The organism is Pseudomonas sp. B33.4, assembly GCF_034555375.1.
In the GTDB taxonomy this organism is placed as follows: domain Bacteria; phylum Pseudomonadota; class Gammaproteobacteria; order Pseudomonadales; family Pseudomonadaceae; genus Aquipseudomonas.
Genome location: NZ_CP140706.1, coordinates 2259624 through 2277386, shown reverse-complemented (window position 1 = coordinate 2277386; position 17763 = coordinate 2259624). Strand labels below are relative to the sequence as shown.

The following is a 17763-nucleotide window of genomic DNA, read 5'->3' as shown; positions in this document are numbered from 1 at the left end:
GCCGGGAGCAGAGACATGAAAATCAACCCGTACCTGATCTTCAATGGTGACTGCCGCGAGGCGTTCACCTTTTACGAGCAAGCCTTGCAGGGAAAACTCGAGGCCATGATGACCTTCGGCGAAACACCCGCCGCCGAGCATGTGCCGAAAGAGCACCACCACCTGATCATTCACACCTGCCTGAAAGTCGGCGATCAAATGATCATGGCCTCGGACACCACGCCCGATCGGCCGACTCAAGGCATGAGCGGCTGTTCGATTTCGCTGAACGTCGACAGCATTGCCGAGGCCGAACGTGTGTTCAACGCACTGGCCAGCGACGGCCGCATCGACATGCCGCTGGAAGCGACGTTCTGGGCGGCGCGTTTCGGCATGCTGGTCGATCGTTTTGGCGTGTCGTGGATGGTCAATTGCGAGAGCGAAAAGTAACCCTGACATTTCGTCAGGCATGAAAAAGCCCAACCTGTTCAGGTTGGGCTTTTTGTATTAACGCTGGGCCAATTCATGGCGCACGCATTGTTCGTAATACGTCTGTTTGACCGCCGCAGGCTTGAGCTTCGACGAGCTGTTGTAGGTTTGCTCGGTAATCCCCATCGCCGTCATGCGCATCCACGGCTGCTGGAACCGGCGCACCTGCAATTGCTTACGCGCGCCATACAGCGAGACGCCTGACAGTTTCGATTGCTGGGCACCGGCAGCAATGTCCGAGCCCCAAGTGCAGGCAAAGCGATGGCTTTTACTCAGCTCTTTCGCCTGCACTCCCACCGCGAAAACAGCCAGGGAAAGCGTTGCAACGGTGATGACAATCGTCCGCATAAGCCAACCTAACCTTCTGAAAAAAGGCGATTTTGCCGGGGAAGCGAAAAGCCGGGGGCCAGCAGTTTGCCTCCTTGCCACTCGTCCGGTGGCCCGCACCTTTCGCCTCTCTGCACTTCCAAACTGTACACCCCTCAGTGGAGCGTACAGATAATGAACAAGAACATTGCTGCCCTGTCCTTCGCCAGCCTGCTCCTCATCGGCCCGATATGCGCGATGGCCGCCGAAAAGACGACTGCGCAATCCGCTGCCCCGCCGACGGCCCTGCCAGGGGTCAATCAGTCGAGCAGTAAACAATCTAACGACGACAAGGCGAACAAGAAGGGCGAAGAGTCCTCAGGTGGGAACGCGGGCGCGCAATCGCACGAAACGGCAAAGGATGCTGCGACTTCGAGTGATTCACATGACATCAAGAAAAAGCCAGTGCAATAACTCGTCCTGTTCAGTGCTGCTATGGCGTTTGTAAGCCGTAGCCACTAGCGAAGTCTGGTGCGATGGCAATATGATAGCCGCGCTGGCATCTCATGAAGAGTTGCCAGGGACCTACATTCAAGGAATGCACATGAAAGACTTCGTCATCGGCGTTAACAACACCGTCCTTTACATCGCCCTCGCGGTCATCTGGATCGCCGCCCTGGTGATGCTGAGCCAAAGTTTTCTCGCCGCTGTTGGCACCTTTGTTGTTGGTACTCTGAGCTGGTGCATCATCTCCGGGTTCTGGTTTGTGCAGTCGGCGACTTATGAAGAGTTGCGCAAGTTGAACGCCAAGAACAACTGAGCCAAGCCCAGAACGAATGATGGCGTAGCGGCGACGCTGCGGTAATAATCGGGCTAATCTGCCGCAGTTCTGCCTTGCAAAAATGACGTACAAAAAAGGCCAATGCTTAATGCATTGGCCTTTTTTATTTGAGATTGCCGGTCATCCGTAATACCCCAACCCAAACCAAATTGCCACCACCGGTCACGGAGGGCGGCGCCTGACTGGAGATCATCCATGGACTACAACTGCGCATACGTCCGGCAGCACTATCAGGTGCCCGCCGAGATGCCTATGAGCAGCTTCAGGATTACTGCCACAGCATCAAGGCGATGCTGCACTTCAAGGTCCGGCGCGCCTGATCTGCCATAACACTATTACAGTGCTACTGACTCAACCGCTCGATGAAATCAAGCAGGTTTTTAGTCAAGGTTGAAGCGGTAGCCCCGAAACCAACCCACTTCATAAGCGATGACTGGGAAACCAGTTCGGTCTTTTTTTCGATGGACTCACCTGCGATTGCTTTGATTCTCTCAATCACCACCTTAAGCACTTCAGGATCAGTGTCGGGGCTCAGCCCCAATTTCGAAAAAAGACTTCTATCTTGGAAATCAAAGACTTTTTTTACGTTTCGAAATTTGTTACTAGACCCAATGAACTCCAAATCCATATCTGATGGTGCGGAAACTCCGATACCACAGTCAGTGATGGTGTTGTTAGAAAAATCGATTTTGATAGGCAATGTTTCCCCTCCCTTTCGAAAGACAAAACACTACTCCTAAAAAATCAATCTGCCATCACGCCAGCCGGCGAGGATCCCTATGCAGGTTTTGTTCTGCAGTTACGGGAACGACTACATCGCCCTGATCCAGTGGGCGCATGAAAACAGAATACCGGACGTTACATGCCTCTACTCCGACACAGGATGGGCTTCAAAGGAATGGCCGGAGCGCGTAACGCGCGGTGAGGCACTAGCAAAGAGTTACGGATTCAAGACTGTGTAAACCCAGTCCGAGGGAATGGTCGCCTTAGCCAAGCGGAAACGCGGCTGGCCTGGCGCCGGCGGCCAAGGCCAGTTCTGCACTGCCGAACTGAAGGTACAGCCTGCGTTGTCATGGCTGGATGAACATGATTCCGACAAGCTGGCGACGGCGATGACAGGCGTACGCAGATCTGAAAGTGCACATCGAGCTGATGCACCTGAGCATGTGATCGAGTCTGAGCGACATGGTGGCCGAGAGTTGTGGCAGCCGCTGGTGCGGCACGACGACATTATGCGCAACGAGTTGCTGTCCAGGGCTGGATTCGATCCCCTGCCGCACCGGTCCAACGAGTGCTACCCGTGCATCAATGCAAACATTGATGAGCTTCGGGTGCTGACAGAGGACCGAATCAGGCTCATCGATATCACGGAGCAAGAACTGGGCTTTACCAAAAAGGGCAAGGCTAGGGTGAGGTTCAGGCCAAGCAGACGAAAAAACGCCGTCGGAATCCGTGTCGTTCTGAAGTGGGCCGAAGCGCCCAGGGCACGAGATCAGTTGCAGCTGTTTCCGATCAACAAATGCGACTCTGGATTCTGCGGCGGCTGAGCGGTGGCCTTAGGTCCACCACTCACACCGCTGCGCGTATCAGCAAAAGACAGAAAAGAATCACTCTATCGAGCAATCGACACGCCACTTGCGAGCAGCAGAAGGCGGTTCAACGGCCTGACATAATTTTCTAGCTTCTCGGCGAGCTCCAGCTGAATCTGCGGATCAGTTACCTCGCTTAGCTCTTCCAGCATTTTCGCAACATCATCAAAGCTAAGACGCACCGCGTGGTCGTACTGCCCGACCTGATTTGGGTCAGAGGTCGTCTTGAGCGTTATGTCGACCACGCTAGGTTTTTTCTCATCCCTTTCGATCGTAAATATTGCTGCTTTTTTTGAGCGGATAACCGTCCATCCTGTCCTACGATTAGCACCCTGACGCCAAATTTCCATATGTACCCCCTAAGCGGCTACGTTGCCGCTTACAGATAATCCGACAACCAAAAGGTAATTACAAGTCAGTTAATTACCTTTTAATTAGTAATTAACTATCGACCTAGCAATATCTGCCGAATAAGGATGCCCCATGCCCACAGCAATCGATTTGTTCGCCGGTCTCGGCGGATGGACTAAGGGTGGCCGCAACGCCGATCTGAACGTTCTCTTGGCCGCTAATCACTGGCCCGAGGCAGTCGAATGGCACACCCGGAACAATTCAGACACGATCCACGCGTGCCAAGATCTGCACCAGGCGAATTGGGCTGATGTACCGAAGCACGATGTCATGCTCGCGTCGCCCTGCTGCCAAGGTCACACCAAAGCCCGCGGGAAGGCTGCCGGAAATCCTCAGCACGACAATTCGCGATCGACAGCCTGGGCACCGGTACAGAACGCCGAGGTAAACCGGCCGGAGTTCGCGGTGATCGAGAATGTACCGGAGTTCATGGACTGGATTCTCTACCCGGCATGGGCTGACGCAATGCAGCGGCTCGGTTACGCACTGGCGCCGCACATCGTGGACTGCGCCAATCTTGGCATCCCACAGCACCGCGAGCGGTTGTTCATGGTCTGCTCGCGCAGCAAGGCACCGTTGCACCTGCAACTTCCACGCTACCAGCATGCGCCCGCCCGCGAGATTATCGACTTCGACGCCGGCAAATGGTCGCCGATCAACAAGCCAGGCCGAGCCGCCTCGACGCTGATCCGGGTGAAGAATGGCCGCGAGCGCTTTGGCGATCGTTTCGTGATGCCCTACTACGGCTCAGGCTCGGGCCTCACCGGCCGCAGCCTTGATCGACCGATCGGCACCATAACCACGCTGGACCGTTGGGCAGTCGTGGACGGCGACACGATGCGGATGATCAGCGCTGACGAGGCCATGGCAGCTCAGTCTTTCCCGAAAGACACGTTGCGTCCGGACAACCATCGTTTGACCATGCATATGACTGGCAACGCCGTGCCGCCGCTCGCCGGGCAGAGGATCATCGAGGCTTTGAAAGTTGCAGCTTAACTAAAGCAACGCTATGGAACTTCCACCTCCCTGCAAAACTTTCTAAGTGCCCTTTCCTGCAGATTGAAAGGCTTGATTGTTTTTTTGGACTTCGGAATCCAGATAGCTCGCACTTCACACTGAGGTTCAAACGCAGGGTCTTTCATAAGATCAGGTCTACACCCTAGGTTTTCCCCGTTAAACTTTTCACGCCGATCAGAATAGACAATTCTATGAAAACCATAAAAATGAACAGCCGTGCGTTTATTTATTATTTCGGTAAGGCATCTATAAAAAGCAGCAGGCCGCACGATCTCAATGCAAGAGTCAGCTTTCTCAAATTGCTCCAAAACTACTCGAGTCAGGGTGTGAGCCGTGCAATGAACATAGCAATCTGGCGCAGCGAGGTCTCGCTCAATCATTAGATGATGAATAGAGAAACCTCCATCGCCAACCCCTATAAACGGGCGAGCTCGGCCTGTGCGGGATGGTCGCTGTTCTGCCGGGCTGGGATGCATCAAGGGGCGCACGCCTCGAAGTGCACATCGCCCGAGAGCTGTGCATGCCGGTACTGAACGCCCATGGGTTGGTATCGATGGGATTGCAGGGTGAACGCTAATCGGCGTCTAGGTCTGCCCTAATGCGAGCAGCAATAGACGGCGCCCAGTTCTGGCCAGTGATTTGATACGTCGAACGCTTCTTGCTGACGATTCGAACTGAATAACTGTCTGCGGATGGCGAGACAGGAGTAACAAACAAACCGATGACCTCCCCCCAAGTGGCCATTCCTGCAGGTGCTTCGGATTTAATGACGCCAGCACTCTTGTTTGTCTCGACGATTGCCAGGCCGGAACTCATAGCGCTTACCGACACCTTCCACACCTCGTTGTAAGTTTTATTACGCACCTCAACGGTCACTCCACTGTCAGTGGGCTGAAGCCCGTCAACAGTAGAGCAAGCAGAAACACTAAGGCACAAAACACCCATAGCTAAAACCTCCGATACGTTTTTAATCATAACCCCCCCCCCTCGATCAGAAAACTTAGTAAAGCTTCTCTGAACCGGTTTGGCTAAATGAAAGCTCGCAACGCGCCAGAGCTTCGCACAAATCCCAGAAAAAACTCCCTCCCCCTTCAAAGTCAGCCGCTATAGCGGCAAGGACGAAGTCATGTCTGCACAAAAGCCAATCATCATGTACGACGCTCCGGAAGCGGCCAGCCTGCAAACGGTAACCGGTTGGGTTTCCTCTGGTGGTCGTTTTTTCGGCGACGACGAGAACCTTGCCCGCCACTGCGGCGCAACTCACCGCCGCTGCGAAGTGAACCCTGAATACCCCATCTATGAAGTGAACAGTTCCTGCGATGAGTGCCGACACGTCCGGCGCCAAGCAAAATTTGCGGCGATGCCGGTCAAGGACTGCGCCGGCGAGCCTCTGGTTATCTTCGATGGCGACCGCTACTTATTCGAAAAGGATGACCTGCGCGACTACAGCCCAAACGAGAACGGCCTGTTGCGTGAAGCGCTGCGGTGCCAGGGTCTTCACCACGGCGAACAGCAAGGCCTGCTGAGAATTCAGCCCCCACTCCAGCGCCTTCACCTGATTGATCGTGACGGTGAATTGCATATCAGGCCTCGGCCAGCTTGTACTGAGCCCAAAGGCCGGCAATCCAGTTGACGCCCTTGGGAGTGAATTTGGATTGGTTGTAGGCGTGGCCGCTGTCGCTGGTGCCGGCTTTTACTTCGAAGCGGCCGGCGTCGATGTGAGGCTGGTAGGCCTGCCATTCACCGCCCATGCGGTACATGATTTTTTTGTCGAGCAGGAACTCTCGGAATCGCGACTCGTTGGCCTTGAGCAGCTTTGCCACCTGGCGGAAACCGTTGAGGCCGGTTGATTCGACGTAGCGCTCGACAAAGGCGATCTTTGGCGCTGCCTCAGTCAGCGCCTGATTGGCTGCCTGCTGAAGCTCGAACTGTTCGGCCCAAGCACGGGCGGCAGCGGCGGGATTGGAAAAGTCAGGCAGTGTGGCGAGAACCCGCGGCCCTTCCAGCTCTTTGAGCTTTTTCAGGACAGATCGGCGAACGGCTTTCGACTCGCGCATCCCCACCCACCCGATGAGCATGAATGAGGTTATCGCCATTCGTGATCGCTCCGAGGCGTGGAAGGCCTACATCAAAGACAACTCGAAGCTTTGCCCTTGGGTAACTGATCCGGGCGAAATGACGAAGAAAACTTGCGTAAAGCAGGCCTACAAATATTGGCCGAAGACTGACCGCCTCGAGAAGGCGATCCACTATCTGAATACCGAGTCGGACGAGGGGCTGAAGCTGACCTCTGTTTCCGATCAGCCGGCCACGGATGCTGCGCTGGCTCGGGGCTGGTCATCTCAAGCGAAGGCAGCGGGCACGATCGAAGCCTTGCAGGCGGTGTGGGTGTCCGGGCTTGAGGCCATCAAGCAATCAAAGGACATGGCCGCCTACGAGCAATTCAAAGCAGCCGTTAACAACCGCAAAGCAGAGCTTGAACAGGCTCTCGGCATCCGACAGAAGCTTGATGAGTTGATGGCCTGGAGCGACATTACGGAAATCAACGAGGCGGTGCATGACTTGATCCTGACTGCGCATGCTCTCGGACCAACTCTTTCGTATCTGGTGATTGGCAGTCCGCGCAACAAAATTCAGATACGTGAGAGCGTGGCGCGGATGTTTCAGAGTGAATGTTTGGCCTAACTAAAGCGCGATCCGGGTGATGAGATGGTCTTACCGAATTACCTACGACTAAAGTAGTTACAAACAGATTCAGATACGAAAAATTGGTGTTTCAAATTCGCTGAAGGAGCGTAAATTTTCAACTTTTTACGACTACTGGTAGTAATGAATGCCATACTTAAAAACATAACTAACTCACACGGCTCCATAGCATCAGTAAATATAGAAAAATAATATTTTTTCCTTTTTGTCGACAAATTTGAAACATGCAAAAAGCCAAAAACCTTGAAAGCCTTTAAAATCACTTTCTTATCTTTATCATTGTCAAGACATTTCCTTACCTCCGTTTCAATCTCTTTTAGTCTGACTTTAATTGGAAATGCATCAATTTCCTCTTTACGTGATTTTAGCTCAAGAACTTTACTTATCCCCTTCGTGTACTTTTCACCATGATTAGTTTGCCGCCAATGCCTCTCAGCAGCAGTCTCGTAACGTTCAAGCAACTGGTAAAAACTAGACTCAAATCGCTCCTGCTCAAAAAGTTTTTGCTGTTCCAGCATAATCGCGGAAGTCTTCCTGGTTTCAATCGTCTGTATCAGAGTTGTCCTTAAAAGCACTATCAACGCGATAAAACTTAGAACAGGATTAGTCAACCCCCCGACAAAGTCACCCACCTGCCCCAAGTTATTAGAAATCTCGAACTCCTCGCTAACAAAAACATAAAACAGAAACAAAATCGTAACAGCAAAACCGAGGGCACACGCGCCTATCGAAAATTGGCTATATGGCTCAATCTTATCACTACCCTTTTTCCGCGTTAACCCATATAAATATATAGCGATTGAGGTTGTAAATATCTGAAACACTATTAGAGCGATTAGTAGCAGGTACATTACGTGGCGTCCTTGGGATGAGCGCGGCAATCATAATGACAGTGCGCTAATTTTCCAATCGCAAATTGCCATCACCGAAATTTTCGCACCGCATTCAACCCCGGAAGGCGACGCCCTCATTGAGGCACACCATGGATTTAAAAATTTGGGCGATTTAGTCGCTGCATGAGGCGCATCAGCAACCAGGTCGCCAGCGCCGACGACTGACATTGCCGGACTTACCGGCCAGCGGAAGAGGTAGGTCATGGCCGAAGAACAGGAGCCGACGAAGGAAGCGATCAAGCAAAAGAAAAGCGCGAGTAGGCAGCAGCAAAGGACGCTGCATTGGGCGTCGAGAAGTTTACAGTTGAGGTGGCTGGGGTGTTCAAGCCTGACCTCAAGCGGGTCATGGCAGCGCACGGCATCAACAATCAGCAGGAGATTTACCAGCTGCTGCTGATGAACCTGATCGCGGCCGACTTCGAAACCCAAGCCAGATGCTCAAGTGCATCACGACACCTTTTGTTGTGACTGAAAAGGTGTCGCGCATTATTCAGGCCGCCGGCATGAAGTCGATCGCAGATGATCCGCCAGAGCCTGACGATGAAATAATCAGGACTGCTTAAAGATCGAGATGAGCCAGCTCGTCACCAATAACTGCTTCAGCCTTATGCATCGCTGCGGTGGCGTAACGGTAGTAAATTTGCAGATCGTCATAGTCGAGGCCGGTTTTTCCGTCTTGAATTTCCCGACAGCGAAGCAGTGCGACCTCAATCAGCCCGTGCTCCAGAATGTTGTTGGCCGCCTCTCCGCCTTCGGTTTGGCCTATTCGCCTAGCAAGGTCGGTCACCTGCTCAAGCTTACTCACCGCTGCAGCACGGCCCTGTGAATCCAGATCAGCTATTTTGTGCCAAACCTGGTCGACGATTGATTTTTTCAAAGTTCACTCCTTGATCCGGCTCCATGCCGGGCCGAACACAAATACCCCACTTCTACGAATCACGCCAGCCGGCGAGGACCCCCTATGCACGTTTTGTTCTGCAGTTACCCGTTGTCGTGGGAGGAGCAGTCGATGTTGTTTGCCGAGATCCCGGATTACCTGCTGAGGATGGCACTCTACAAAGTGAACTCGGGAAGCCGGGAGCAGGAGGTCTGCAAACTTCAGTGGGATTGGGAGATACGGGTGCCGGAATTAGGGACGAGCGTGTTCCTGATCCCTTCAGAATTTGGTGGGAGGCACGAAAAGGCGGGAGTTAAAAACAGGGATGAGAGGTTGGTGGTGCTGAATCGGGTTGCGATGTCGATTATCGACGGCCAGCGCGGTCTGCACACGAAGTTCGTCTTCCCCTACGGACAGCCGGACGAGTACGGGCCAACCGCGATGCACCGCATGAACGACACGGCATGGAAGAGTGCAAGGATCAGGGCGGCGGCGAAATGGGAGAAGGAACACAAGTCGCCAGCACACCCTGGGTTCCGGTCGATCAGGGTTCACGATCTGAAGCACACCTTTGGCAGAAGGCTTCGTGCAGCGAACGTGACAGAGGAAGATCGAAAGGCATTACTCGGGCACAAGAACGGCAGCATTACGAGCCACTATTCTACCGCAGAGCTTGAGCATTTGATTGAGGCGGCAAACAAAGTGTCGGCAACCGATTCGCGAGGACCGGCTCTGACCATCTTGAGGAGAAAAACGGGATAAACCCCCGCAAAAGTCCCTACGCATGAAAAAGCCCAACTCGCTAAAGTTGGGCTAAGTCATTGAAAAATATGGTCGGGACGGAGTGATTCGAACACTCGACCCCTAGCACCCCATGCTAGTGCGCTACCGGACTGCGCTACGCCCCGACTGGTCCTGCAACTCGTTCTTCACCTCGAAGAACGCTCAAGAATATAGCGCAAGCTTTTGAAAACTGGAAGTATTCAAACGCTGCTTTTTATTTCTTGAGAACCACCAGCACATCTTCCAATTCGGCAATCATCTGCCGAATCATCTGCTTGTATTGGGTCGTGTCGTCTTTGGCTTCATCGCCGGACAGACGCAGTCGTGCGCCGCCGATGGTGAAACCTTGATCGTAAAGGAGCGCGCGGATCTGCCGGATCATCAGCACGTCCTGGCGCTGATAATACCGGCGGTTTCCGCGGCGTTTGACGGGGTTGAGCTGAGGAAACTCCTGCTCCCAGTAGCGCAGCACGTGTGGCTTTACGGCACACAGCTCGCTGACTTCACCGATGGTGAAGTAGCGTTTGCCCGGGATGACGGGTAGTTCGTCGTTATGACTTGGTTCCAGCATAAGCCTCAACTCGGGCCTTCAACTTCTGCCCTGGACGAAAGGTGACCACACGGCGAGCCGTGATCGGGATTTCTTCCCCCGTTTTCGGGTTGCGGCCAGGCCGCTGGCGTTTGTCCCGAAGGTCGAAATTGCCGAAACCGGACAATTTGACCTGCTCGTTGTCTTCAAGAGCGTGCCTGATTTCCTCGAAAAACAGTTCGACCAATTCCTTGGCTTCCCGCTTGTTCAGGCCCAGCTCTTCATACAGACGTTCCGCCATCTCAGCTTTCGTCAAAGCCCCCATACGTCACTTCCTTAACGTGGCGTTCAACCTTTGTTCGAGCGAGGTGAGGATATTTTGCGTCGTCGAATTCACCTCATCGTCATTAAGAGTGCGCGATGGATGCTGCCAGGTCAAGCCAACTGCAAGGCTTTTTCTATCAGGATCAATGCCTTTACCCTGATACACGTCAAACAGCCTGAGATCTGTGAGCCATTCGCCTGCATTTTCACGGATTACGTCCAGTACGGCTGCGGACGCGACGTCTTTGTGCGCAATCAGTGCAAGGTCACGGCGCACTTCAGGAAAGCGCGACAACTCGTGGAATTTCGGCATTTTACCGAGTGCCACTTCAGCCAGAACCAGTTCGAAAACGAAGACTGGACGATCCAGACCCAGTGCTTTCGACAATTCCGGGTGAATGGCGCCGATGAAACCGACTTCACGCCCCTCTCGCTCGATGCGTGCGGTTTGACCCGGGTGCAGCGCCGGGTGCTTGCCCGGTGCGAAGGTGAACGAATCCAGTGCACCGGCAAAGCCCAGCACCGCTTCCACGTCAGCTTTGACGTCGAAGAAGTCGACGGTGTCGCGACCCTGCGCCCAACCTTCCGGCAGACGGCTACCGCAAACCACACCGGACAGCATCGGCTCTTGCTTCAGACCTTCGAGCTGACCAACGAAGCGCAGACCGCTTTCGAACAGACGCACGCGATCCTGCTGACGGTTGAGGTTGTGCTGCAACGCTTTGACCAAGCCAGGCCACAGCGACGAACGCATGGCAGCCATGTCATTGGAAATCGGATTGGCCAGCAACAGCGGCTCAACGCCCGGGCTGAACAGTTCGAACTGACGCGGATCGATGAAGCTGTATGTGATCGCTTCCTGATAACCACGCGCTACCAGCAGGCGACGCAGTTCCGGCAGATCGCTACGCGCTTCAGCTTTGGCTTGTGGTGCCAGACGCGCTTGCGGGTAACGAACCGGCAGACGGTTGTAGCCGTACAGACGGGCCAGCTCTTCGATCAGATCGACTTCCAGGCTGATGTCGAAGCGATGGCTTGGCACTTCTACGCGCCACTGGCCTTCACCGTCGGCAGTAATGCCCAGACCCAGACCGCCGAGCAAACGCTCAACCTGAGCGGAATCCATTTCCATGCCGAGCATCTGAGTGATGCGCTGGGCACGCAGCGTGATCGGCGCGATCGACGGCAGATGCTGCTCGCTGACGGTCTCGATGATCGGGCCGGCTTCGCCGCCAGTGATGTCCAGCAGCAGGCCAGTGGCGCGCTCCATGGCTTCACGGGCCAGTTGCCAGTCAACGCCACGCTCGTAGCGGTGCGATGCATCGGTGTGCAAGCCATAAGAACGAGCCTTGCCAGCGACCGCGATCTGGTCGAAGAATGCGGATTCCAGGAATACGTCGCGAGTGGTCGCGGAGACACCGCTGTGCTCGCCACCCATCACACCGGCAATTGCCAGCGCGCGAGTGTGGTCGGCAATCACCAGCGTATCGCTGCGCAGGCTGACTTCCTGACCGTCGAGCAGTACCAGCTTCTCGCCCTCTTCCGCCATGCGCACACGAATGCCGCCATTGATTTCGGCGAGATCGAAAGCGTGCAGCGGCTGACCCAGTTCGAGCATCACGTAATTGGTGATGTCGACGGCAGCGTCGATGCTGCGCACGTCGGCGCGACGCAGACGCTCAACCATCCACAGCGGCGTTGGCTTGGACAGATCAACGTTACGGATAACGCGGCCCAGGTAACGTGGGCAAGCAGCAGGCGCCAGTACTTCTACCGAACGCACTTCGTCATGCACGGCTGGAATAGCCATAACCACCGGACGGGTGACCGGCGCGTCGTACAGCGCGCCGACTTCACGGGCCAGACCGGCCAGGGACAGGCAGTCGCCGCGGTTCGGGGTCAGGTCGACCTCGATGCTGGCGTCTTCCAGATCCAGATAGACACGGAAGTCTTCGCCCACCGGCGCATCGGCCGGCAGCTCCATCAGACCGTCGTTGCCTTCACCGACCTGCAACTCGGCTTGCGAGCAGAGCATGCCGTTGGACTCAACGCCGCGCAGCTTGGCTTTCTTGATTTTGAAGTCGCCCGGCAGTTCGGCACCGATCATGGCGAACGGAATCTTCAGGCCCGGACGCACGTTTGGCGCTCCGCACACGACCTGGAAGGTTTCCGCGCCATTGCTGACCTGGCACACGCGCAACTTGTCGGCATCAGGGTGTTGCTCGGTGCTCAGCACCTCGCCTACCACCACGCCACTGAATACACCGGCGGCCGGGGTCACGCTATCGACCTCAAGGCCAGCCATCGACAGACGAGCAACCAGCTCGTCGCGATCTACCTGCGGGCTAACCCAGCCACGCAGCCATTGTTCACTGAATTTCATCCTGCTCTCCTAAGAATTCGTTACGACTAGCGAAATTGCGCGAGGAACCGCAAGTCGTTGTCGAAGAACAGACGCAAGTCGTTCACGCCGTAACGGAGCATGGCCAGACGCTCGACGCCCATGCCGAAGGCAAAACCGGAGAACTCTTCCGGATCGATGCCGGACATACGCAGTACGTTCGGGTGAACCATGCCGCACCCCATCACTTCCAGCCAGCCGGTCTGTTTGCAGACGCGGCAGCCTTTACCGCTGCACATCACGCATTCCATATCGACTTCAGCGGATGGCTCGGTGAACGGGAAGTACGAAGGACGGAAACGTACGGCCAGCTCTTTCTCGAAGAACACGCGCAGGAATTCTTCGATGGTGCCTTTGAGATCGGCAAAATTGATATCGCGATCAACCAGCAGGCCTTCGACCTGGTGGAACATCGGCGAGTGGGTGATATCAGAGTCGCTGCGATACACGCGGCCTGGGCAGACGATGCGGATCGGCGGCTGCTTCGATTCCATGGTGCGGACCTGTACCGGCGAGGTATGGGTGCGCAGCAACATGTTGGCATTGAAGTAGAAGGTGTCATGCATCGACCGGGCCGGGTGATGGCCTGGGATGTTGAGCGCTTCGAAGTTGTGATAGTCGTCTTCAACCTCAGGACCTTCGGCAATGCCGTAGCCTATGCGGGTGAAGAACTGCTCTACACGTTCCAGAGTCCGGGTCACCGGATGCAGGCCACCGGAGGTCTGACCACGGCCCGGCAGCGTCACATCAATGGATTCGGCAGACAGTTTGGCAGCCAGTTCGGCTTCTTCAAACACAGCCATGCGCGCATTGAGAACGCCTGTGACACGTTCCTTGGCAACGTTGATCAGGGCACCGACTTGCGGACGCTCTTCTGCCGGCAAATTCCCCAGGGTCTTCATCACCTGAGTCAATTCACCCTTTTTGCCAAGGTATTGAACCCGGATTTGCTCCAGGGCATTGATATCTTCAGCGCTTTGCACAGCCTCTAGTGCTTGAGAGACCAGCGCATCCAGGTTTTCCATGTACAGACTCCAGATACAAAATAGGGGAAGAGCTTGAAGGCTCTTCCCCTATTTAAGACGTTTACCACCTGACCCCACGGAAGTGAGGCCGGGTGATTGTCGGGGGTACTTAAGCCAAGGTGGCTTTAGCTTTCTCGACAATCGCAGCAAACACCGCTTTTTCGTTCACTGCCAGATCAGCCAGAACCTTACGGTCGATCTCGATGGACGCTTTTTTCAGGCCAGCGATGAAACGGCTGTAGGACAGACCGTTAACACGAGCACCAGCGTTGATACGAGCAATCCACAGAGCGCGGAACTGACGTTTTTTCTGACGACGGTCACGGTAGGCGTATTGGCCTGCCTTGATTACCGCTTGCTTGGCAACACGGAATACGCGGGAGCGTGCGCCGTAGTAGCCTTTAGCAAGTTTCAGAATTTTTTTGTGACGCTTACGGGCAATGACGCCACGCTTTACACGAGCCATGAGTTACTTCCTCTATTCTTGACTAAAATTAACGAAGGCGCAGCATGCGCTCGACTTTTGCCACGTCAGACGGATGCAGCAAGCTGCTACCGCGCAGTTGACGCTTACGCTTGGTCGACATTTTAGTCAGGATGTGGCTCTTGAAAGCGTGCTTGTGCTTGATACCGTTAGCAGTTTTCAGAAACCGCTTAGCAGCACCACTTTTGGTTTTCATTTTTGGCATGTTCGGATACTCCGCATTCAGTTGATAAACATAATCAGAAGGCCTGCCGTGCCCTGTTGATTACTTCTTCTTTTTCGGGGCGATGACCATGATCAGCTGGCGTCCTTCCATCTTAGGATGCTGTTCGACCGAACCGTACTCGAGCAGGTCAGCTTCAACCCGCTTGAGGAGTTCCATCCCCAGCTCCTGGTGGGCCATCTCACGGCCGCGGAATCGCAAGGATACCTTGGCCCTGTCCCCATCACTCAGGAAACGTACCAGGTTGCGCAGTTTTACCTGGTAATCCCCTTCCTCCGTCCCTGGACGAAACTTGATTTCTTTTACCTGAATCTGCTTCTGGTTCTTCTTCGCCGCGGCAACCTGCTTCTTCTTTTCGAAGATCGATTTGCCGTAATCCATCACCCGGCAAACCGGTGGGATTGCGTCTGCGGAGATTTCCACCAGATCAAGCTTTGCTTCTTCAGCAATACGAAGCGCTTCATCAATCGAGACGATGCCAATCTGCTCGCCATCAGCGCCAATTAACCGAACCTCGCGTGCCGAGATATTCTCGTTGATCGGGGCTTTCGGTGCAGCTCGTTTATCTTGTCTCATTTCACGCTTAATAATAATTACTCCGAATCTGGGCGACCACGCCGGGAAACCGCTTGCGCGAGAAACTCAGCGAACTGGGCGACGGGCATCGAGCCCAGGTCAGCACCTTCACGAGTACGCACAGCGACAGTCTGCATCTCGACTTCCTTATCTCCGATAACCAAAAGATAGGGAACCTTGAGCAAAGTATGCTCGCGGATTTTAAAGCCGATCTTTTCATTTCTCAAGTCGGACTTGGCACGAAATCCGCTTTCGTTGAGAGTTTTTTCAACTTCTGCAACAAAATCTGCCTGTTTATCAGTGATATTCATGATCACCGCCTGCGTTGGCGCGAGCCATGCAGGGAATGCACCTTCGTAGTGCTCGATCAGAATCCCGACGAAACGCTCGAAGGAACCGAGGATCGCACGGTGCAACATCACTGGGTGTTTGCGGCTGTTGTCTTCAGAGACGTATTCAGCGCCCAAACGGACAGGCAGGTTAAAATCGAGCTGCAGAGTACCACATTGCCAGACCCGACCAAGGCAGTCTTTCAGCGAAAACTCGATCTTCGGACCGTAGAACGCACCTTCGCCCGGCTGCAGATCGTACGGCAGGCCTGCAGAATTAAGGGCTGCAGCCAATGCAGCTTCAGCGCGATCCCACAGCTCGTCGGAACCAACGCGCTTTTCCGGACGAGTGGACAGTTTCATCTCGACATCGGTGAAGCCGAAGTCACGATAAACGTCCATGGTCAGCTTGATGAACGCGGCGGATTCGGCCTGCATCTGCTCTTCTGTGCAGAAGATGTGGGCGTCGTCCTGAGTGAACGCACGTACGCGCATGATGCCGTGCAGTGCACCCGACGGCTCGTTGCGGTGGCAAGCACCGAACTCGGCCAGACGCATCGGCAGCTCGCGGTAACTCTTCAGGCCCTGGTTGAACACCTGTACGTGGCACGGGCAGTTCATCGGCTTGATCGCGTAGTCGCGGTTTTCCGACTGAGTGGTGAACATGTTGTCGGCGTAGTTGGCCCAGTGCCCGGATTTCTCCCACAGGCTGCGGTCAACGACTTGAGGGGTCTTGATCTCAAGGTAGCCGTTGTCGCGCTGGATCTTGCGCATGTACTGCTCGAGCACCTGGTACAGAGTCCAGCCGTTCGGGTGCCAGAACACCATACCCGGGGATTCTTCCTGGGTGTGGAACAGGCCCAGACGCTTGCCGATCTTGCGGTGATCGCGCTTTTCAGCTTCTTCAATGCGCTGGATATAAGCGGCCAGCTGCTTTTTATCTGCCCAGGCGGTGCCGTAAACGCGCTGCAATTGCTCGTTCTTGGCGTCGCCACGCCAGTAGGCGCCCGACAGTTTGGTCAGCTTGAAGGATTTCAGGAAGCGCGTGTTCGGCACGTGCGGGCCACGGCACATGTCGACGTATTCTTCGTGATAGTACAGACCCATGGCCTGCTCGTTCGGCATATCCTCGACCAAGCGCAGCTTGTAGTCTTCGCCACGGGCCTTGAACACTTCGATCACTTCGGCGCGCGGAGTGACTTTCTTGATGACGTCGTAATCTTTCTCGATCAGCTGCTGCATGCGCTGCTCGATCGCGGCCATGTCGTCCGGAGTGAAAGGACGTTCGAAGGCGATGTCGTAATAGAAGCCTTCGTCGATGACCGGGCCGATCACCATTTTCGCAGTCGGGTACAGCTGTTTGACCGCATGGCCCACCAGGTGAGCGCAAGAGTGGCGAATGATCTCCAGCCCCTCTTCATCCTTGGGCGTGATGATTTGCAGGGTCGCGTCGCTGCTGATGATGTCGCTGGCGTCGACCAGTTGACCATTGACCTTGCCGGCCAGGGTGGCTTTGGCCAGACCCGCACCAATGGATGCGGCGACCTCGGCTACGGAAACCGGGTGATCGAATGAACGTTGACTGCCGTCGGGAAGAGTAATAGTTGGCATGGCGCCTCCTCTCCTAGTGGTGACCCCTACCAAAGGTCACGTGGGTTGGGATGAGCCAGTACAAGATCCGATCCAGGCCATTCAATGACGAACGCCTGCCTTACAGCGGCAGGAGCCTTGCGGCCAACCGGAAAACCGAACCAGAGTGACTGGGATTCAAATCGAAATATTCGCACGTTGACCGCTGCCGGGACTGAAGGTCATCCGGAGCCTGAGAACGCTTGAGCCCGGCATGCTAGCACAGATGAGCGGTCACCTATGCCTCTGTTTGATCAGAAGGCAAATCGTCTGTTTTTATGCCAGAGTGCTGAACTTGATGGCCCCTTCAGCCCTCAGATAACAAGACATTGACCCACAAGGAGCATCCTCG

Annotated in this window: 24 protein-coding genes, 1 tRNA gene and 1 pseudogene; 9 read left to right on the top strand and 17 right to left on the bottom strand. The window is 54.8% G+C overall.

Translation table 11 applies throughout. From position 1 onward, the window contains the following. Positions 1–15: 15 nt before the first annotated feature. Complete coding sequence (locus tag U6037_RS10080) at positions 16–429, top strand: VOC family protein (RefSeq protein ID WP_322846613.1); 414 nt, start codon at positions 16–18, stop codon at positions 427–429. Between the two features lie 57 nt (positions 430–486). Here U6037_RS10080 and U6037_RS10075 read toward each other — a convergent pair whose 3' ends face one another. Further along, on the bottom strand, positions 487–816 hold the full coding sequence (locus U6037_RS10075; protein WP_322846612.1) for a hypothetical protein: 330 nt from the start codon (positions 814–816) through the stop codon (positions 487–489). Positions 817–969: 153 nt separating this feature from the next. Here U6037_RS10075 and U6037_RS10070 point away from each other — a divergent pair, with 153 nt between their 5' ends. Next, positions 970–1248, top strand: a complete 279-nt coding sequence (locus U6037_RS10070) for a hypothetical protein (RefSeq protein WP_322846611.1) — start codon at positions 970–972, stop codon at positions 1246–1248. A gap of 130 nt (positions 1249–1378) precedes the next feature. Beyond that, on the top strand, positions 1379–1594 hold the full coding sequence (locus U6037_RS10065; protein ID WP_322846610.1) for a hypothetical protein: 216 nt from the start codon (positions 1379–1381) through the stop codon (positions 1592–1594). Between the two features lie 364 nt (positions 1595–1958). Here the strand turns inward: U6037_RS10065 and U6037_RS10060 are convergent, their stop codons facing one another. After that, positions 1959–2315: a hypothetical protein gene (locus U6037_RS10060; RefSeq protein WP_322846609.1), complete on the bottom strand. Its 357-nt coding sequence runs from the start codon at positions 2313–2315 to the stop codon at positions 1959–1961. Positions 2316–2592: 277 nt separating this feature from the next. Here U6037_RS10060 and U6037_RS10055 point away from each other — a divergent pair, with 277 nt between their 5' ends. Further along, a complete protein-coding gene (locus tag U6037_RS10055) occupies positions 2593–3162 on the top strand; it encodes a hypothetical protein (RefSeq protein WP_322846608.1) in 570 nt (189 codons plus the stop codon). 65 nt (positions 3163–3227) lie between these two features. Here U6037_RS10055 and U6037_RS10050 read toward each other — a convergent pair whose 3' ends face one another. Beyond that, positions 3228–3554: a hypothetical protein gene (locus U6037_RS10050; RefSeq protein WP_322846607.1), complete on the bottom strand. Its 327-nt coding sequence runs from the start codon at positions 3552–3554 to the stop codon at positions 3228–3230. 133 nt (positions 3555–3687) lie between these two features. Here U6037_RS10050 and U6037_RS10045 point away from each other — a divergent pair, with 133 nt between their 5' ends. Both U6037_RS10045 and U6037_RS29420 read left to right on the top strand, forming a co-directional pair. Next, positions 3688–4611, top strand: coding sequence for a DNA cytosine methyltransferase (locus U6037_RS10045; RefSeq protein WP_322846606.1), 924 nt, complete (start codon positions 3688–3690; stop codon positions 4609–4611). A 466-nt stretch (positions 4612–5077) separates the two neighbouring features. Then, complete coding sequence (locus tag U6037_RS29420; RefSeq protein WP_416221710.1) at positions 5078–5209, top strand: DUF4406 domain-containing protein; 132 nt, start codon at positions 5078–5080, stop codon at positions 5207–5209. Here U6037_RS29420 and U6037_RS10040 read toward each other — a convergent pair. Next, the gene (locus U6037_RS10040) at positions 5206–5607 is read right to left on the bottom strand and encodes a hypothetical protein (RefSeq protein ID WP_322846605.1); all 402 of its coding nucleotides are present in this window, start codon (positions 5605–5607) and stop codon (positions 5206–5208) included. The two genes, U6037_RS29420 and U6037_RS10040, sit on opposite strands and share 4 nt — an antisense overlap. 151 nt (positions 5608–5758) lie before the next feature. On the opposite strand from U6037_RS10040, the gene U6037_RS10035 reads away from it, so the two are divergent. Then, on the top strand, positions 5759–6265 hold the full coding sequence (locus U6037_RS10035; RefSeq protein WP_322847378.1) for a hypothetical protein: 507 nt from the start codon (positions 5759–5761) through the stop codon (positions 6263–6265). Here U6037_RS10035 and U6037_RS10030 read toward each other — a convergent pair. Beyond that, positions 6216–6689: a phage antirepressor KilAC domain-containing protein gene (locus tag U6037_RS10030; protein WP_416221718.1), complete on the bottom strand. Its 474-nt coding sequence runs from the start codon at positions 6687–6689 to the stop codon at positions 6216–6218. The genes U6037_RS10035 and U6037_RS10030 overlap by 50 nt on opposite strands. Positions 6690–6708: 19 nt before the next feature. On the opposite strand from U6037_RS10030, the gene U6037_RS10025 reads away from it, so the two are divergent. Further along, positions 6709–7317 carry a recombinase RecT gene (locus U6037_RS10025; RefSeq protein ID WP_322846604.1) on the top strand — a complete coding sequence of 203 codons (609 nt, stop codon included), beginning with the start codon at positions 6709–6711 and terminating at the stop codon, positions 7315–7317. A gap of 38 nt (positions 7318–7355) precedes the next feature. Here U6037_RS10025 and U6037_RS10020 read toward each other — a convergent pair whose 3' ends face one another. The 3 genes from U6037_RS10020 to U6037_RS10010 form a co-directional block, all read right to left on the bottom strand. Next, entirely contained in the window at positions 7356–8189 is an 834-nt protein-coding gene (locus U6037_RS10020; RefSeq protein ID WP_322846603.1) for a hypothetical protein, read from the bottom strand. A 30-nt stretch (positions 8190–8219) separates the two neighbouring features. Next, on the bottom strand, positions 8220–8660 hold the full coding sequence (locus U6037_RS29415) for a hypothetical protein (protein WP_416221709.1): 441 nt from the start codon (positions 8658–8660) through the stop codon (positions 8220–8222). Positions 8661–8790: 130 nt separating this feature from the next. Then, a complete protein-coding gene (locus U6037_RS10010; protein WP_322846602.1) occupies positions 8791–9108 on the bottom strand; it encodes a hypothetical protein in 318 nt (105 codons plus the stop codon). 105 nt (positions 9109–9213) lie between these two features. Here U6037_RS10010 and U6037_RS10005 point away from each other — a divergent pair. Beyond that, positions 9214–9870, top strand: a pseudogene (locus tag U6037_RS10005) (tyrosine-type recombinase/integrase); the annotation flags it as partial. Between the two features lie 69 nt (positions 9871–9939). On the opposite strand, the gene U6037_RS10000 reads toward U6037_RS10005, so the two are convergent. The 9 genes from U6037_RS10000 to thrS all read right to left on the bottom strand — a co-directional run bounded on the left by U6037_RS10000 (position 9940) and on the right by thrS (position 17393). Then, positions 9940–10016: transfer RNA gene (locus U6037_RS10000), tRNA-Pro, on the bottom strand. A gap of 89 nt (positions 10017–10105) precedes the next feature. Further along, positions 10106–10462 carry a MerR family transcriptional regulator gene (locus U6037_RS09995; RefSeq protein ID WP_003179985.1) on the bottom strand — a complete coding sequence of 119 codons (357 nt, stop codon included), beginning with the start codon at positions 10460–10462 and terminating at the stop codon, positions 10106–10108. Further along, positions 10443–10745, bottom strand: a complete 303-nt coding sequence (gene ihfA / locus U6037_RS09990; RefSeq protein WP_002553164.1) for an integration host factor subunit alpha — start codon at positions 10743–10745, stop codon at positions 10443–10445. Before ihfA ends, U6037_RS09995 begins: the two co-directional genes overlap by 20 nt. Positions 10746–10748: 3 nt before the next feature. Then, positions 10749–13127, bottom strand: a complete 2379-nt coding sequence (gene pheT / locus U6037_RS09985) for a phenylalanine--tRNA ligase subunit beta (RefSeq protein ID WP_322846601.1) — start codon at positions 13125–13127, stop codon at positions 10749–10751. Between the two features lie 26 nt (positions 13128–13153). Then, positions 13154–14170, bottom strand: a complete 1017-nt coding sequence (gene pheS, locus U6037_RS09980; protein WP_127926600.1) for a phenylalanine--tRNA ligase subunit alpha — start codon at positions 14168–14170, stop codon at positions 13154–13156. A gap of 109 nt (positions 14171–14279) precedes the next feature. Continuing rightward, entirely contained in the window at positions 14280–14636 is a 357-nt protein-coding gene (gene rplT / locus U6037_RS09975; protein ID WP_007913489.1) for a 50S ribosomal protein L20, read from the bottom strand. Positions 14637–14664: 28 nt separating this feature from the next. Then, positions 14665–14859: a 50S ribosomal protein L35 gene (gene rpmI, locus U6037_RS09970; RefSeq protein WP_002553160.1), complete on the bottom strand. Its 195-nt coding sequence runs from the start codon at positions 14857–14859 to the stop codon at positions 14665–14667. Between the two features lie 60 nt (positions 14860–14919). Further along, positions 14920–15471 carry a translation initiation factor IF-3 gene (gene infC / locus U6037_RS09965; protein ID WP_171057393.1) on the bottom strand — a complete coding sequence of 184 codons (552 nt, stop codon included), beginning with the start codon at positions 15469–15471 and terminating at the stop codon, positions 14920–14922. Beyond that, on the bottom strand, positions 15471–17393 hold the full coding sequence (gene thrS, locus U6037_RS09960) for a threonine--tRNA ligase (RefSeq protein ID WP_322846600.1): 1923 nt from the start codon (positions 17391–17393) through the stop codon (positions 15471–15473). Before thrS ends, infC begins: the two co-directional genes overlap by 1 nt. Positions 17394–17763: the final 370 nt, after the last annotated feature.